Annotated in this window: 16 protein-coding genes; all 16 read right to left on the bottom strand. The window is 43.4% G+C overall.

The window, feature by feature from the left end:
- Window positions 1-607: 607 nt before the first annotated feature.
- The 16 genes from topA to ffh all read right to left on the bottom strand — a co-directional run bounded on the left by topA (window position 608) and on the right by ffh (window position 15,347).
- Entirely contained in the window at window positions 608-2,683 is a 2,076-nt protein-coding gene (topA, locus tag ACXADE_RS09220; RefSeq protein ID WP_474980183.1) for a type I DNA topoisomerase, read from the bottom strand.
- A gap of 295 nt (window positions 2,684-2,978) precedes the next feature.
- The gene (dprA, locus tag ACXADE_RS09215; RefSeq protein ID WP_474980182.1) at window positions 2,979-3,662 is read right to left on the bottom strand and encodes a DNA-processing protein DprA; all 684 of its coding nucleotides are present in this window, start codon (window positions 3,660-3,662) and stop codon (window positions 2,979-2,981) included.
- Between the two features lie 263 nt (window positions 3,663-3,925).
- Window positions 3,926-4,828, bottom strand: coding sequence for a succinate--CoA ligase subunit alpha (sucD, locus tag ACXADE_RS09210; RefSeq protein ID WP_474980181.1), 903 nt, complete (start codon window positions 4,826-4,828; stop codon window positions 3,926-3,928).
- Window positions 4,829-4,845: 17 nt separating this feature from the next.
- Window positions 4,846-6,006 carry an ADP-forming succinate--CoA ligase subunit beta gene (gene sucC / locus ACXADE_RS09205; protein ID WP_474980180.1) on the bottom strand — a complete coding sequence of 387 codons (1,161 nt, stop codon included), beginning with the start codon at window positions 6,004-6,006 and terminating at the stop codon, window positions 4,846-4,848.
- Between the two features lie 292 nt (window positions 6,007-6,298).
- The gene (locus ACXADE_RS09200; RefSeq protein WP_474980179.1) at window positions 6,299-6,571 is read right to left on the bottom strand and encodes an EscU/YscU/HrcU family type III secretion system export apparatus switch protein; all 273 of its coding nucleotides are present in this window, start codon (window positions 6,569-6,571) and stop codon (window positions 6,299-6,301) included.
- The gene (locus tag ACXADE_RS09195) at window positions 6,568-8,418 is read right to left on the bottom strand and encodes a hypothetical protein (protein WP_474980178.1); all 1,851 of its coding nucleotides are present in this window, start codon (window positions 8,416-8,418) and stop codon (window positions 6,568-6,570) included. The genes ACXADE_RS09200 and ACXADE_RS09195 overlap by 4 nt, the downstream gene beginning before the upstream one ends.
- A gap of 19 nt (window positions 8,419-8,437) precedes the next feature.
- Complete coding sequence (locus ACXADE_RS09190; RefSeq protein ID WP_474980177.1) at window positions 8,438-9,202, bottom strand: ribonuclease HII; 765 nt, start codon at window positions 9,200-9,202, stop codon at window positions 8,438-8,440.
- 154 nt (window positions 9,203-9,356) lie between these two features.
- Window positions 9,357-10,202 carry a ribosome biogenesis GTPase YlqF gene (ylqF, locus tag ACXADE_RS09185; protein WP_474980176.1) on the bottom strand — a complete coding sequence of 282 codons (846 nt, stop codon included), beginning with the start codon at window positions 10,200-10,202 and terminating at the stop codon, window positions 9,357-9,359.
- A 10-nt stretch (window positions 10,203-10,212) separates the two neighbouring features.
- Window positions 10,213-10,761: a signal peptidase I gene (gene lepB, locus ACXADE_RS09180; RefSeq protein WP_474980175.1), complete on the bottom strand. Its 549-nt coding sequence runs from the start codon at window positions 10,759-10,761 to the stop codon at window positions 10,213-10,215.
- Window positions 10,762-11,194: 433 nt separating this feature from the next.
- Entirely contained in the window at window positions 11,195-11,539 is a 345-nt protein-coding gene (gene rplS, locus ACXADE_RS09175; RefSeq protein ID WP_160912444.1) for a 50S ribosomal protein L19, read from the bottom strand.
- Between the two features lie 129 nt (window positions 11,540-11,668).
- The gene (gene trmD, locus ACXADE_RS09170; RefSeq protein ID WP_474980174.1) at window positions 11,669-12,400 is read right to left on the bottom strand and encodes a tRNA (guanosine(37)-N1)-methyltransferase TrmD; all 732 of its coding nucleotides are present in this window, start codon (window positions 12,398-12,400) and stop codon (window positions 11,669-11,671) included.
- Window positions 12,400-12,915 carry a ribosome maturation factor RimM gene (gene rimM / locus ACXADE_RS09165; protein ID WP_474980173.1) on the bottom strand — a complete coding sequence of 172 codons (516 nt, stop codon included), beginning with the start codon at window positions 12,913-12,915 and terminating at the stop codon, window positions 12,400-12,402. Before rimM ends, trmD begins: the two co-directional genes overlap by 1 nt.
- An 8-nt stretch (window positions 12,916-12,923) precedes the next feature.
- Window positions 12,924-13,310: a YlqD family protein gene (locus tag ACXADE_RS09160; protein ID WP_474980172.1), complete on the bottom strand. Its 387-nt coding sequence runs from the start codon at window positions 13,308-13,310 to the stop codon at window positions 12,924-12,926.
- Window positions 13,311-13,402: 92 nt separating this feature from the next.
- Window positions 13,403-13,630 carry a KH domain-containing protein gene (locus ACXADE_RS09155; RefSeq protein WP_474980171.1) on the bottom strand — a complete coding sequence of 76 codons (228 nt, stop codon included), beginning with the start codon at window positions 13,628-13,630 and terminating at the stop codon, window positions 13,403-13,405.
- A gap of 22 nt (window positions 13,631-13,652) precedes the next feature.
- Window positions 13,653-13,922: a 30S ribosomal protein S16 gene (rpsP, locus tag ACXADE_RS09150; RefSeq protein WP_474980170.1), complete on the bottom strand. Its 270-nt coding sequence runs from the start codon at window positions 13,920-13,922 to the stop codon at window positions 13,653-13,655.
- A gap of 84 nt (window positions 13,923-14,006) precedes the next feature.
- On the bottom strand, window positions 14,007-15,347 hold the full coding sequence (gene ffh, locus ACXADE_RS09145) for a signal recognition particle protein (RefSeq protein ID WP_474980169.1): 1,341 nt from the start codon (window positions 15,345-15,347) through the stop codon (window positions 14,007-14,009).
- Window positions 15,348-15,351 lie beyond the last annotated feature (4 nt).

Below are 15,351 nucleotides of genomic sequence, written 5' to 3'. Positions count from 1 at the left end.
ACTATATGAATAGAGAGCTGTATTACTTATCTCTATCGTATGGAAGGAGCTCATAACCGCTTGTCATAGAGCACTTTCTTACTATAGGTAGTAATAGTGGAAGGTGCTCCTTCTTGGTGTAGGGGTTCATTTCTCGCATGATCGAATGGGGTGGTTGGGAAGCTGCGAGACTCCCGTGGGAGAAAGGAGATCGGCGAGATCCCGCAGGGCGGTAGCCCGAGGAAGCTCGCCACTCCCCCACAAGAAAGCGAGTGGCTTCCCAGCCCACCCCTGACGCTCAACCAGGCAATGAACCCCCCGTAACATCTCGAAATAGAGTCTTCAAGGAAGGGGAGCCTGAGTTGAGTAAGCCAAATATAAAAATGAGGAACCTCTATAAACTTGGGAGTTCCTTTTTTGCAGTAATATCAACACTAAACTTTAACAGAGCCCTAAGAATAAAAAAAGTAATGGGACTCTTCCCCCACGCCACCCACTGACCCTTTAAATGAAGAATATGGGAAATGTAAAGACTATTTTCGTAACCCCTTAAGCGGGAAACTTGCCATCATACAAAAAGAGTCTATAACTAAAAGCATAGTCATAGACTCCTTTATTTATAACCTGATCAAGATTGCGGCTCTTCTTTATAATCACATTCCGTACATTGTATTTGCGTTCCTTTTTTCGATTTTTTCTCGACCAATAAGGATTCGCACTTTGGACATGGCCGGCTGATCGGTTTATCCCAGGAAATGAAATCACATTCAGGATAGTTTTCACAACCGAAGAATTTACGGTTTTTCTTACTTTTTCGTTCTACGACTTCCCCATCCTTACATTTCGGACATGTGACACCGACTTTCTTAAGGATCGGTTTTGTATTTCTGCATTCCGGGAAATTGGAGCAGGCTAAAAACTTACCGTATCTTCCCATTTTATAAACCATTTCATGCCCACATTTCTCGCAATCGATGCCGGCAGGTTCATCTTTGATTTCAATTTCTTCCATTTCTTTTTCAGCTTTTTCCAAGCGGGGCTGAAAACCTTGATAAAATTGACTAATGATACTTACCCAGTCTTCTTTACCAGCTTCAATCGCATCAAGGTCATCTTCCATACCTTTTGTAAAATCGACATCAATAATTTCCGGGAAGTAATCTCTCAATTGTTCGAGAACGATTTCCCCTAGCTCTGTAGGGACAAACCGCTTATTATCCAAGGCTACATAACCACGTCGCTGGATGGTATCAAGAGTAGGAGCGTAAGTTGAAGGACGCCCGATCCCGAGTTCTTCCAGCGTCTTCACAAGACGCGCCTCTGTATATCTTGGGGGAGGCTGAGTGAAATGCTGGTTGGGTTTAATTTCCTCCGCTTTCACTGTCATTCCTTCTTCCAGGTGAGGAAGTAGTTTGTCTTTTTCCTTCTTGTTATCATCACGGCCTTCGATATAGACTTTCATGAAACCTTTGAACTTCACTTCTGAACCAGTGGCTCTGAATTCTACCCCTTCATTATAGAGGTGGACGGTCATGGTATCGAGAATGGCTGGAGCCATTTGACTGGAGATGAAACGGTCCCAAATCAGCTTATAAAGACGATACTGATCTCTAGATAAAATGCTCTTCATGGCTTTAGGGTCCCTGTCTGCTCCCGTAGGCCTAATAGCTTCGTGAGCATCCTGAGCACCTTCCTGCTTTTTGGATCCTTTACTGTTTCTGAGGTACTCCTTACCGAAATTACCTTCGATGTATTGCTTTGCGTCCTCTTTGGCGGAATTGGAGAGTCTCGTAGAATCTGTACGCATATAGGTAATCAGACCAGTTGTTCCCTGTTTACCTCCAAGGTCTATTCCTTCATATAATTGCTGAGCAATCATCATCGTTTTCTTTGCTCTGAAGTTCAATTTACGTGCAGCTTCCTGTTGTAAGGAAGAAGTTGTAAATGGAAGGGACGGATTTCTCTTTCTTTCTCGTTTGTTTACTTTATCAACAGAGAAGTCCTTCCCTTTCATTCTCTTCTGAATTTGATCTACATCTTCCTGCGTTTTCAAATCCTTCTTCTTCCCATCCACTCCGTAAAATGACCCTTCAAAGCTTTCTTTATCTTTCAGAAAATCCCCTTCGATCGTCCAGTATTCTTCTGGTTCGAAATTTTTGATTTCGTTTTCACGATCAATGATGATTTTAACAGCTACGGATTGGACTCGGCCCGCGCTCAACCCTTTCTTGACTTTCTTCCAAAGAATCGGGCTGATATTATACCCGACGAGACGGTCAAGAATTCGCCGTGCCTGTTGGGCATCCACCAAATCTGAATCGATGGACCTTGGTTGTTTGAAAGAGTCTTTGATCGCTTCTTTCGTGATTTCATTGAATACGACCCGGCAATCAGAGGTGTCATCTATATCCAAACTGTGGGCCAAATGCCAGGCAATGGCCTCCCCTTCACGGTCGGGGTCGGCAGCAAGATAGACTTTCTTTGCTTTTTTCGCCGCAGTTTTCAATTCTTTTAAAACGGGTCCTTTCCCACGAATCGTTATATATTTTGGGTTGAATTCATTATCCACATCCACACCCATTTGACTTTTTGGCAAGTCACGGATGTGGCCCAGTGAAGCTTTCACCTTGTATTTTTTTCCAAGATAACGTTCGATGGTTTTTGCTTTTGCGGGTGATTCTACAATTACCAGATAATCTGCCATATATGTTCCTCCCATAGAGGTGTTTTCTCTTTACGTGTCATACGCTCTTTTTTATTCATTCGTATAGGATTTATCTCTTAGCTGGAATGTGTGAGGGGCATCATTAGGAGTCGTCAGGCGTTCTCCTTCTGTACAATTGGATGTTTTCAATGATCACATGATCCCCGTCAGCCTTTTTATAAAATAAATCTTCCCTATTATTAAATACAATGAAACCGTTTGTCAAACATATATTTTTCAAAAAAGTCTCAAATCTACCCAATCTTACCCTAGAATGTAACACCTTTGTAACGTATTATTCAAATTTTTCTAACCAATCTTCGAGGATGTCGTGATAGGAATGAACCAATTTTGCACCATCATTAATAAGTTTATGGCAACCTTCACTAGTCTCTTTACCTGCCGGCCCTGGGAGGGCGTATACATCCTTCCCCTGCTCCAGGGCCTGATCTACTGTAATCATCGTTCCGCTCTTCAAGCGTGCCTCTATGACAAAGGTGGATGATGTCAAACCTGCAATCACTCGATTACGCTCAGGAAATTGATATCTTCTTGGTGGACATTCAGGAGGATACTCACTTACAACCACATGGTTCTTTGCCAATGTGTGATATAAATCAGGATTGTTTTTAGGATAAATATGCTCAAAACCAGAACCAAGAACTGCGATGGTTTTTCCGTGATAGCCACTAGCGAGGGTGTGGGCATATTGATCAATCCCCCGGGCCATGCCGCTTACTATGATGAAACCGGACTTGATTAATGGAACAAGTATGGTTTTCATGGCTGGATAGGCGTAGGGTGAAGGGTTTCTTGTCCCGATGACGCTCATGGATAAAGGGGCGTTCAAAAGAGAGGAATCACCAATTGTATAAAGGACGAAAGGCGGGTCGGGAATTTCTTTAAGTTGGGCGGGGAAATCACGGTCGAATATCGTTAAAATTGAATATTTCTGACCATATTTGTCGAGTTTCTTCATTATATTATGGTCCTTAATGTGACGGATGATTAAGAATGCTCTGGATTTGGGGATTGATAAGTCTGTCGAAAGTTGTGCCGGGGTGCAGGTAAAAGCATGGGACAGGGAAGGGTCGATTTTCAGTAGTTTCATTATCTGAGGTCTAGTTATTTGGGGAGAATGGTGAAGAAGGATTAAACGTTTTCTACGGTCTTCCATCAGGCACCTCATTTCATAATTCAGAGGCCGTATCTCGTTCGATACGGCCTCTAATGATCTATCCATTAATGGGTTTTACATTTTTCAAATAGATTTTGGTCTCTAAGAACCTGAATAAGCGTTTCTCCCATGACAGAAGGCGTTTCTGCCACTTGAATGCCACACTCATTCATGACACGGATTTTTTCATCTGCCGTACCTTTACCACCTGAAATGATAGCTCCAGCATGACCCATGCGCTTCCCAGGAGGGGCTGTACGCCCACCGATAAAGCCTACCACAGGTTTGCTCATATTGGCTTTCACCCACTCAGCGGCTTCCTCTTCAGCTGTTCCTCCGATTTCACCGATCATAATGACTGCTTCAGTATCTGGGTCTTCATTAAAAGCCTTCAGTACATCGATGAAATCGGTCCCATTTACAGGATCTCCCCCGATTCCTACCGCTGTAGACTGACCAAGTCCAGCTTCTGACAACTGGTGAACAGCTTCATATGTCAAAGTACCAGAACGTGAAACGACACCTACGTGACCTTTTTTATGAATATATCCTGGCATGATACCGATTTTACATTCATCAGGAGTGATGACACCTGGGCAGTTCGGACCAACAAGGCGTGTTTTCTTCCCTTCCATGTAACGTTTCACTTTAATCATATCAAGAACAGGAATGTGTTCTGTGATACAGATAGCAAGATCCATGTCAGCATCCGTCGCTTCCATAATCGCATCTGCTGCAAATGGTGCAGGAACATAAATGACAGAAGCATTTGCGCCTGTCTTCTCAACTGCTTCCGAAACTGTATTGAAAACGGGAATGCCTTCTACTTCTGTACCGCCTTTACCAGGCGTTACACCGCCAACGATCTGTGTACCATACTCAACCATTTGTTTTGTATGGAAAAGTGCTGTCGAACCTGTTATACCTTGAACAATAACTTTTGTGTTCTTATCAATATATACACTCATCTGATTCCCCGCCTTTCTTACTTGACTAGCTCAACAATTTTTTGTGCACCTTCTGCCATGGAATCTGCAGAAGTGATGTTCAAGCCTGACTCATCCAGAATCTTCTTCCCGTCATCAACGTTCGTTCCTTCCAAACGTACGACAAGCGGAAGTGTAAGTCCGATTTGTTTAGTCGCTTCCACAACACCTTCAGCAATTACATCACATTTCATGATTCCACCGAAAATATTGACGAAAATCCCCTTTACATTCTCATCAGACAGGATGATTTTGAAAGCTTCTGTAACTTTTTCAGTAGTAGCGCCGCCCCCTACATCAAGGAAGTTGGCCGGATCGCCATTATAGTGTTTGATCGTATCCATTGTTGCCATCGCAAGACCTGCTCCATTAACCATACAGCCGATGTTTCCATCAAGAGCAATATAGCTGAGGTCATACTTGGATGCTTCCACTTCTTTTGGATCTTCTTCCTCAAGATCACGAAGCTCTCCAATGTCTTTTTGACGGAATAGAGCATTATCATCAAAGTTCAATTTGGAGTCAAGAGCCAAGACTTCTCCATCTCCAGTAGTAACGAGTGGATTGATTTCTGCTACAGAGCAGTCCTTTTGTACAAAAACGTCATAAAGGCCAAGCATGAATTTAACAGCTTTACCTAATGATTCTTTTGGAATATTGATGTTGAATGCAAGTCGACGCGCCTGGAATGGTGTCAGACCTGTAACTGGATCAATGACTTCTTTAAAAATCTTCTCAGGAGTCTTCTCTGCAACTTCCTCGATTTCCGTACCGCCTTCTTCTGACGCCATCATTGTCACACGGCTAGTTGCGCGATCTAGAACCAGACCTACATAATATTCGCTTTTAATATCGCAGCCTTCCTCGATAAGTAAGCGCTTTACTTCTTTGCCTTCTGGTCCAGTCTGATGGGTTACAAGTGTTTTTCCTAGTATTTCGTCAGCGTATGTACGCACTTCGTCAAGATTCTTTGCAATTTTGACACCGCCTGCTTTCCCGCGGCCACCTGCGTGGATATGAGCTTTGACAACTGTTACACCGCTATCTAGTTTCTCAGCTGCTTCAACAGCTTCTTCTACGGTATATGCGACGTGTCCATTTGGCACAGATACGCCAAAATCACGCATGATTTCTTTTCCTTGATACTCGTGAATGTTCATGTTTCATCCTCCCATCAAATTTCACTGCATGTACATTGTATAAAAAAACGCTATCAATTGTCCATACTAAGCTAGATTTCTGTCGAAAAATTCAATAGATTCACAGGTATATTATTATGTAAACAAGTTCGTATCAGACAGACTTCTGACCAATCGATAAACAGCATTCCAGTGTATCCATAGGGTTTTGAGACCCTTTCGGCATCAGACGCAAAACTTGGAATAACTGGTATTCTCACCCTAAACCATACTACTTGAGTGTCAGAATATGGTTAAGAAAAACTTTGCTGTCCTATGATTTTCTTTGCTGCTGATCCACATTGTAAATAAATGCAAATACTTCAGCCACCACATGATACAAATCCTCGGGAATCTGCTCATTAATATTCAATTCAGAAAGCAGTTCTACGAGTGAAGAATCTTCCTGGACAGGTATTTGATGGTCCTCAGCTGCTTTTAATATATTCTCTGCAATGATTCCCTTCCCCTTTGCGACCACTTCCGGAGCAGAGACTTTTTCGGATTGATAGGATAAGGCTATGGCTTCTTTTCGTTTATCCTTCATATTTTAAAATCCACTCCTTCTTCTGAAATCTTCCATGTTATAGGTCCAGGTTCTGGTTGAACGTCGCTTGTGACTCTTCCTTTAAGGGATAATAATTGATAGCCTGCCTTCTCCAATCCTTCCTCAATACTACTTATATAAGGTTTGAAAAGCTTTTCCATGTGCGGGTTCTCATTATACACGACCACAGAAACCCGACGTTCGACAATATTTAAATCTATAATAGTCTCCTCAAGTTGCGAAAGATGCAAATAAAACATCATATGACAATAGTCGGAATCGATTTTCCCTTCTTCTTTTTTCCGTCCTTCCATGTTCAAGTGCACATCGTTCAGGGCTCCGAGAAAGTTCCCCGGGAATTGGAGGGAAAGTTGTAGGGTTTGAGAATGATCCGCATAGGCAGCAAGCTGTGTCCCATTGATCAGATGAATCAGGCGGTTTGCTGTCTCTGCTTTTATATCCGACCCTTCCTGCAATCCTCTTAAGAGAAGCGATTTAAGAGAATTTCCCACTGGCATTCGCTCCCCCTCCCCCTTTACCGCTTTCGCAAGAAGTTGCTCATCCTCAAACCCCATCCCGTTCATCATGGCTTTCAGTTGCAGCCACATTTGATCTTTATTGGATTCTCCGGTGGTTCTACCCAGCGTATGAAGAGTTTGGACGAGCAGTTGTTGTTGCTCGGTTGTAACTTGTCGCCCCATTAATCTTTGTATATCCGTGAAAAGCGCTTTAAAATCAGACTTCTTTATGAATGACTCAGCTCCTCTGCCTGAATTGGCTTGAGCATCAAGTTGTGCCAAAAATTCTACGGAGGATTTTTGTATATGTGGGGATATCTTGTCTAAAAGTTTAGAATCCAGCAATTTTGCCAATACTTCCTGCCATTGTTTCTCCTTTGAATTGAGCACTATGGAGTCATCTGTAAGAGCCCCCTGGACATTCATCTGGTTGAGAAATTTCTCTGATGTGTAGAGCCACTTGGATATGATTTGCTTTTCGGAAGAGGACAATGAGATCTGCTCTTGCATCAGTCCGCGTAGAGACGATGCCAAGTGTTCTTTCCCTGCAGGGGTAAGGGTTACGCTCTCTCCCTGACTATTTCTTATTGGTGTGGAAAGGGACTGCTTTCCATCACTGATCCCTGCTTTTTTTAACAGATCTGTTACCGTCTTTTCTCTGTTGGCAATATCGACGCTCAATTTCCTAATAAACGAGGTTTCTCCCTCTGAAGTGTGGTTGCCCTGGATGGTCCGGATCATCGTTTTTATTTTATCGTCCGTAGCACTTAACGGTTTGTCACCTAATTGATTTTGCACCTCGGCAAGAGTTTGCGAGTACTCGGTCGTGTATTTTGAGGTGAGTGCAGAAAATATGGAGGAGCGTACCGGCATTTTTCGATTGAACATTTGCATCAAGACATCCCGTGCAAGATTTTTATGAGTTGACTCCTTGATCAGATTGAACGCTTGAACAAGGTCTTTTTTATGTAGGGGAGCTTTTAAATCCATGATGGCTTTCAACCATGCACGATTTTCTTTGTTCTGCTCTCCCCCGAATTGCTCTAACAATGCGCCAAGGTTCATTCGATCCGGAAGAGAGGTTTGTTGCGAAAGGACTTTCACCTTTACGGATGGGTTGGCTTGTTCAACCTGGAAAAGGTATGAGGACCCTTTGATCAATGATTGATTAACGTTTACCTCCATTTTTTTCTGTCCAACTTTGATGAGAACCCTTTGTTCAGGCAGAATTTGAAGGACTTTCGCTCGGAACAGCTGCCCCGGCACTGGATTATTAGTGCGTGTGTTGTTCGTAGATAAGCGAGTAAGACTATTGATCAAATGGTCCATCTATTTTCCATCCCTTTCTCTAAAGCATGTTTTTCACCGGAGCAAACGTTTTTCTATGGACAGGGGAAGTCCCATGTATACGCAATGCTTCTATGTGAGGTTTCGTACCATATCCTTGGTTGCTGCGAAAACCGTACATTGGGTACTGTTCATCTAATTCCGCCATCATCCGATCCCTAGTGACTTTAGCGATGACACTGGCTGCAGCAATGGAAACACTTCGCTCATCCCCTTTGATGAGTTTCGTCTGTGGAATGGTAACACTGTTTAATTCCATAGCATCGATAAGTAAATGATCCGGGTGGTTCGTGAGGTCTTGTACCGCTCGTTTCATCGCCAGCTTAGTAGCCTGATAGATATTAAACTCATCGATTTCCTCATTTGTAACGATTCCCACTCCACAATCTGCATCTTGTCTGATCTGTTCAAAAAATTCTTCCCGCTTCTTTAAAGGAAGCTGCTTAGAATCATCCAATCCCTCCAAGATATAACCATGGGGCAATACAACAGCTCCTGCAACTACCGGGCCTGCAATAGGTCCTCGTCCCGCTTCATCTATACCTGCAATTTGTGTGATGCTGTTATTATAAAGATCTTCTTCAAACACCTGCATTTCTTTATACTTCCTCTTCAATTCTTCAGCTTTCTTCTTTTCCTTATCGTAGCGCTTCATAAGCTGCTGGACACCTTTTCGTTCATCCTCTTTAAAAGTCGCCAGCTCCTCCGTACTTATGTGACATTCATTCAATCTGTTCCTTATTTGGGCTATTGTTAACCGGGTCATAAAATTGTACGCTCCATTCTTTTATATCGGATCTCGTTCGATCATTTATAATTTCTTTTTCAAGCGACAGGAAAACAACGCAAAGATGCCGATCTCTAGTTCCTGACCGCATAAAGAAAGCGCAAGGGGCTAAAAGGCCGCTTTGCGCTCTTGTTTACGTGTCCGGGCTCTCGAGGGTGATTCTTCCGATTTTACCTGATCTCAAGTCCTGTAAGATAATATCGGATACTTTTTCAAAATTGATATGTCCCCCACTTTCCAAACACCCGCGTTTTTTGCCGATATGTTCAAACACTTCCATCATATCCTCCACTTCTTCAAGTCCGAACCTTGCTTCTAGAAGTTCAGGATAATACCCGGCCAATTTTTGAAGGACATAGGCGGCTACATCTTCCTTAGGGAGAATTTGATCTTTAATCGTCCCTATAGAAGCTAACCGGTAGCCTACTTCTTCTTCCTCAAACTTCGGCCACAGGATACCAGGAGTATCCAGCAATTCAAACTCCTTCTTCACTTTAATCCACTGCTGTTTGGTCGTCACTCCAGGTTTATCCCCTGTTTTCGCCATTTTTTTATTGACTAGACGGTTGATCAATGTCGATTTCCCTACGTTCGGAATACCAATGATCATTGCCCGGGACGCTCGTGGGCGGATACCTTTGGCTTTGAGTTTTTCTATTTTTTCTTTACCGACTTCTTTAGCGAGATGAATAACTTTTTGGATATCCTGTTTTTGATTCGCTTCAATAGCTACCGCTTTAATGCCCATCTTTTTGAAGTGTTCCACCCACTGGCTTGTTATCTCCGGATCGGCCAGGTCCTTCTTCATCATGACGACCATTTTGGGTTTTTCTTGTAAAATATTATGAAGCATAGGGTTTTGGGAAGAAAGAGGTGCACGTGCATCTACAAGCTCAATAACAAAATCCACGAGTTTTAGTTTCTCAGCTACTTCCCTTTTCGCTTTGGCCATGTGGCCGGGGAACCATTGTATGGTCATGTCAATCCTCCTAGTTTACAAGCTGGATGCGATTTAACGGCCAGTAGGAAACAACTGCTTCTCCCACCATCTGATCTTGATCAATCATGCCGAGCATCCGGCTGTCTGTCGAGTTGTTTCGATTATCCCCGAGGACGAACAATTGCCCTTCCGGTACAACTTCATATTCTCCTGGCAAGTTCTCCATTGTAAAATCTTCGGTCAAAGGCCTGTTTCCAGATAACTGTTGTTTTCGTCCCTCCAGGAATGGTTCGTTCACCGGTTCTCCATTAACGTACAATTGATCATCCTCATAAGCTACGTGATCACCTGGAAGACCGATGACCCGTTTGATGTAGTCTTTGCGTTCTGTAGCGTGAAATACAACGACATCAAAACGTTCGGGACTCCCCATTTTATAATTGAGTTTGCTTACGATCAAATGATCTCCGCTATGTAAGGTTGTCAGCATGGAAGGACCTTCAACCACGACTGGCGCAAATAAGAAAACCCTGACAATCACTGCTAACAAACCTGCAATCAAGAATGCTTTCAACCAGTCCAACCACTGTTGTTTCATCAATATCCCTTCTTCCTTGACTGAAGGAGTCTGAAGCGGCAAAGCCATCATATGCAGGCTGTAGTCCTACCCACCCCATCATACATGGTTGCTGCTGAACGGCTCACTTTTTTCACTATAATCTCATACAAATCATATCATAACATGCATTATTTCGAATGCTTTTAAAGGAAGGATCCGATGCAGGAGGCAACTTTTCGAGTCTTTGTATAAGTTAGATCGTTGCGGAAGTGGAAGAGCAGCTCCGCAGAGAGGTTCAGCCTCAACCCTCGGAAAGGTACCCTCGACCGGACACTCTTATCCCATACAAACACTCTGCAAGCAAATCTTACAAGGCAGAATATTTCCATCATTTCTGCATGAATGATCTTAAATAAACCTATCTTTAAGTAGAAAAAAGGAGCTTGACATTGCAAGCTCCTTTCCACTGAAATTAGATGATTTCTTTAATACGTGCAGCTTTTCCGCGAAGGTTACGCAGATAGTAAAGTTTCGCACGACGTACTTTACCACGACGAGTACGCTCAATCTTGGCGATTCGTGGAGAATGAACTGGGAATGTACGCTCAACGCCTGTACCGTAAGTAATCTTACGAACAGTGAAAGTTTCGCTGATTCCGCCGTTCTGACGCTTGATAACAACACCTTCGAATACCTGGATACGCTCACGTGTGCCTTCGACAACTTTCACGTGTACTTTTACAGTATCACCAGGACGGAAATCAGGGTGATCCGAACGAAGTTGTTCTTTTGTAATGTCATGAATCAATTGTTGCATGATTTTTCACTCCTTTTTAACTAATGCTCATATCTTCTAAGAGGCAGCGGAACATCGTTTTCAGCTTAAACCGAACGTTTAAGCACAAAGATTAATATACCATATCTGCTAATAAACATCAACAGGTGGTCAGCTATTTTTCCACTCTTCGATCCAAGCTTGTTCTTTAGTGGACAACTCCCGGCCTTCTAAAAGATCCGGTCGTCTTTCGAAGGTACGCTTCAGAGACTGGTAATGCCTCCACTCATCGATTTTTGCATGGTTGCCTGACAACAGGACATCAGGAACTTTATGACCACGGTAATCGGCGGGTCTCGTGTAATGCGGATGCTCCAGTAACCCGTTGGAGAAAGAATCCATTGGGGCCGACTGCTCGTTCCCAAGAACTCCAGGAAGGAGGCGCACAACGGAATCAATGACGACCATTGCCCCTAACTCTCCACCTGTGAGGACATAATCCCCAATGGATATTTCATCCGTCACCAACTCTTGTCGGATCCGCTCATCATACCCTTCATAATGTCCACAGATGAAGACAAGGTGCTCCTCTTCAGAGAGTTCTTCCGCTTTTTGCTGGTTATAGGGCTCCCCTTGCGGACAAAGAAGCACGACACGAGGACACTTCTCTGTGTTTTCTTTGATGGATTGAATGCTGTCGAAAATCGGCTGAGGAGAAAGGACAAGACCTGCCCCTCCCCCGTAAGGATAATCATCCACTTTATTGTGCTTGCTCTCTGTAAAGTCCCTGAAATTGATATACTGGTAGGAAAAAGCTCCTTGCTCCCGACCGCGCTTCATAATGGAATGGTTTAGGACACCTTCGAACATTTCCGGGAAAAGCGTCAAAATATCAATATGCATCAGTCTAGCAGCCCCTCTATTGGATCGATGATGATCGTCTTCTGATTCGTGTCTATCTCTTTGACCACAGGCTCGATATACGGAATGAGGGCATCCGGCTCTTGTTTCCGTTTAACCACCCATACGTCATTCGCACCAGGCGTCAGGATTTCTTTAACCTCACCTAACTCTTCACCTGATTGCAGAAATACCTTACACCCGATAATTTCATGAAAATAAAATTCGTGATCTTCCAGCTCTTCCTGATCCTCTTCTGAAACCATCAGTTTTCCGTTTTTATAACCTTCCACATCGTTGATTGAAGAGTGATCTTCAAAACTCAGTAGATCAAATCCTTTATGCACACGGTGTGTTCGAATCACAAGCGGCTTTGATTCATTTTTATCATTCACCCAATACAAAAGCCGACCTGGTTCAAAGCGTTCTTCAAAGTCTGTGACGCGATGAACTTTAACTTCCCCTTTAATGCCATGAGTATTTATAATTTTTCCAACGTTAAATAATTGTTTATTCATGAGTGCAATTACCTCGCTCGTATGACTTTTCCGTCTTCCACGATGATTTGACGATCCCTTATCACATCGTCCCACTGATCGCCTTCATTCACTTCAATCAGCGCCTGTACCTCATCGGTTTCAAGTTCACTACCATCAGGCAGGATATCCAATTGTCTGGATTGGTATTCCAACCATTTCAATTGATCTTTGCGACGCCCAATTTCTTTGGAAAACCGTTGCTCCACTTCTTGCCTGGAGACACCTGGCTTACGTTCTAATTTCTTCTGTTCAAATGAAAGCTGTCTGCATTCCCGGTCCAGACGTTGAGAGCGTTCATCGAACTTCTTTTTAATATCTGAACGACTTTTCTCTGTCAAGACCTGTTTGACTGGAACTGTACGGATGATCTGCATCTTTCGCCCGCCCCTCTGCATCATTCCATATGAATAGTAAAAAAGGGAAAAGGTTTCCCTTCTCCCTTCTTGCACCAATAAAATTAGTTCTCTTACATGATATCCAAATAGATTCGTTTCTCAGAATCTGAACCTGCCGCATAAACGACAGTCCGAATCGCTTTCGCTATCCGCCCGTTCTTCCCGATCACTTTCCCTACGTCATCCGGATGGACAGTGAGATGATAAACCACTTTGTGATCTTCCTCTTTCTCCTCCACCGCGATGTCATCAGGATGATCGACAAGCGGAGTCACGATCGTTTCGATTAAGGTTTTCATGAGATCACCACTACTTTATAATTTATTGGTTTTTCTTATCGTGGAACTGCTTCATGATGCCTTCGTTAGAGAAAAGGTTACGGACAGTGTCGCTCGGCTTCGCACCGTTAGCCATCCAATCCATAGCTTTTTCAGCATCAAGCTTAACCTCTACAGGGTTAGCAACTGGGTTATATGTTCCGATTTGCTCGATGATACGTCCATCACGTGGAGAACGAGAATCAGCAACTACTACACGATAAAATGGGTTACGCTTAGATCCCATACGTTTTAGGCGAATTTTTACTGCCATTTTTAACAACCTCCAAATTTCTTTAATGTTTCACACAGATTTAGATTTTAGCAGAACTTCAAGAGTGTGTAAAGGTTTTTTCCATTACATAAACGGAAATTTCATTCCTTTACCTTTTTTCCCTTTAGTATTGCTCATTTGTTTCATCATTTTCTTCATTTCTTCAAACTGTTTTAACAGCCTGTTGACTTCTGATACAGAAGTCCCTGACCCCTTGGCAATCCGTTTTTTACGGCTTGCATTCATCAAAGAAGGATCCTGACGTTCATGTTTAGTCATCGATTGAATGATAGCCTCCACATGAACGATCTGTTTATCATCAAATGACACATTTTGAAGACCTTTCATTTTGTTCGCCCCTGGAATCATGTTCAGGATTTCATCCAGTGGCCCCATGCTCTTCACTTGCTCCATTTGATCAAGAAAATCCTCGAAAGTAAAGGAAGCATTGCGCATTTTCGACTCCAGCTCTTTCGCCTGCTTTTCATCGACTTGAGTTTGCGCTTTTTCAATTAATGTGAGCATGTCGCCCATACCGAGAATTCGTGATGCCATACGCTCAGGGTGGAACGTTTCCAATTGGTCAAGTTTTTCACCTGTACCCGCGAATTTGATCGGTTTACCAGTTACAGCTTTGATGGATAATGCCGCACCACCGCGTGTATCACCATCAAGCTTGGTGAGAAGAACTCCTGAGACGTCGAGCTGCTCATCAAAACTCTCTGCAACATTCACGGCATCCTGACCTGTCATAGCATCCACAACAAGGAAGATTTCATCCGGATTGACGGCTTCCTTGATTTCCTGCAACTCTCCCATGAGATCGCCATCGATATGCAATCGACCGGCGGTATCGATCAGCACATAATCATGGTGCTCTTCTTTCGCTTTTTCGATCGCATTTTTGGCGATATCTACAGGGCTTGCTTCCGTCCCTTCCTCATGAACAGGCATGTCCAGCTGTTTCCCGAGAGTCTGCAGCTGCTGAATGGCTGCAGGACGGTAAACATCGGCTCCAACAAGTAAAGGTTTTCTGTTGTAACTTTTACGGAGCAGATTGGCAAGCTTCCCGGTGGTCGTCGTTTTACCTGCACCCTGCAGACCGACCATCATGATGACTGTTGGTGGACGCTTGGCAACAGCGATTTTACTTTCATCGCCACCCATCAATTCCGTAAGCTCTTCTTTAACCACTTTGATGACTTGCTGTCCTGGGGTTAGGCTTTCCATGACCTCCTGACCGACGGCGCGTTCGCGCACACGCTTCACAAAATCTTTTACGACTTTAAAGTTTACATCGGCCTCGAGGAGGGCGAGACGGACCTCCCTGGTCATCTCTTTTACGTCTTGTTCGTTTACCTTCCCTTTGCCTTTGATTTTCTTGATCGTTTCCTGCAAACGGTCGGATAAACCCTCAAATGCCATCGAA

The organism is Halobacillus sp. ABR2_026, from assembly GCF_056158545.1.
The sequence above is the reverse complement of the archived record's forward strand: the minus strand, read 5'-3'. Positions and strand labels throughout refer to the sequence as shown.

Bases quoted from the DNA above. Each gene is read 5' to 3' on its own strand.
- topA (WP_474980183.1), bottom strand. From the start codon at position 2,683: ATGGCAGATTATCTGGTAATTGTAGAATCACCCGCAAAAGCAAAAACC.
- dprA (WP_474980182.1), bottom strand. From the start codon at position 3,662: ATGAAGAAACTCGACAAATATGGTCAGAAATATTCAATTTTAACGATA.
- sucD (WP_474980181.1), bottom strand. From the start codon at position 4,828: ATGAGTGTATATATTGATAAGAACACAAAAGTTATTGTTCAAGGTATA.
- sucC (WP_474980180.1), bottom strand. From the start codon at position 6,006: ATGAACATTCACGAGTATCAAGGAAAAGAAATCATGCGTGATTTTGGC.
- ACXADE_RS09200 (WP_474980179.1), bottom strand. From the start codon at position 6,571: ATGAAGGATAAACGAAAAGAAGCCATAGCCTTATCCTATCAATCCGAA.
- ACXADE_RS09195 (WP_474980178.1), bottom strand. From the start codon at position 8,418: ATGGACCATTTGATCAATAGTCTTACTCGCTTATCTACGAACAACACA.
- ACXADE_RS09190 (WP_474980177.1), bottom strand. From the start codon at position 9,202: ATGACCCGGTTAACAATAGCCCAAATAAGGAACAGATTGAATGAATGT.
- ylqF (WP_474980176.1), bottom strand. From the start codon at position 10,202: ATGACCATACAATGGTTCCCCGGCCACATGGCCAAAGCGAAAAGGGAA.
- lepB (WP_474980175.1), bottom strand. From the start codon at position 10,761: ATGAAACAACAGTGGTTGGACTGGTTGAAAGCATTCTTGATTGCAGGT.
- rplS (WP_160912444.1), bottom strand. From the start codon at position 11,539: ATGCAACAATTGATTCATGACATTACAAAAGAACAACTTCGTTCGGAT.
- trmD (WP_474980174.1), bottom strand. From the start codon at position 12,400: ATGCATATTGATATTTTGACGCTTTTCCCGGAAATGTTCGAAGGTGTC.
- rimM (WP_474980173.1), bottom strand. From the start codon at position 12,915: ATGAATAAACAATTATTTAACGTTGGAAAAATTATAAATACTCATGGC.
- ACXADE_RS09160 (WP_474980172.1), bottom strand. From the start codon at position 13,310: ATGCAGATCATCCGTACAGTTCCAGTCAAACAGGTCTTGACAGAGAAA.
- ACXADE_RS09155 (WP_474980171.1), bottom strand. From the start codon at position 13,630: ATGAAAACCTTAATCGAAACGATCGTGACTCCGCTTGTCGATCATCCT.
- rpsP (WP_474980170.1), bottom strand. From the start codon at position 13,922: ATGGCAGTAAAAATTCGCCTAAAACGTATGGGATCTAAGCGTAACCCA.
- ffh (WP_474980169.1), bottom strand. From the start codon at position 15,347: ATGGCATTTGAGGGTTTATCCGACCGTTTGCAGGAAACGATCAAGAAA.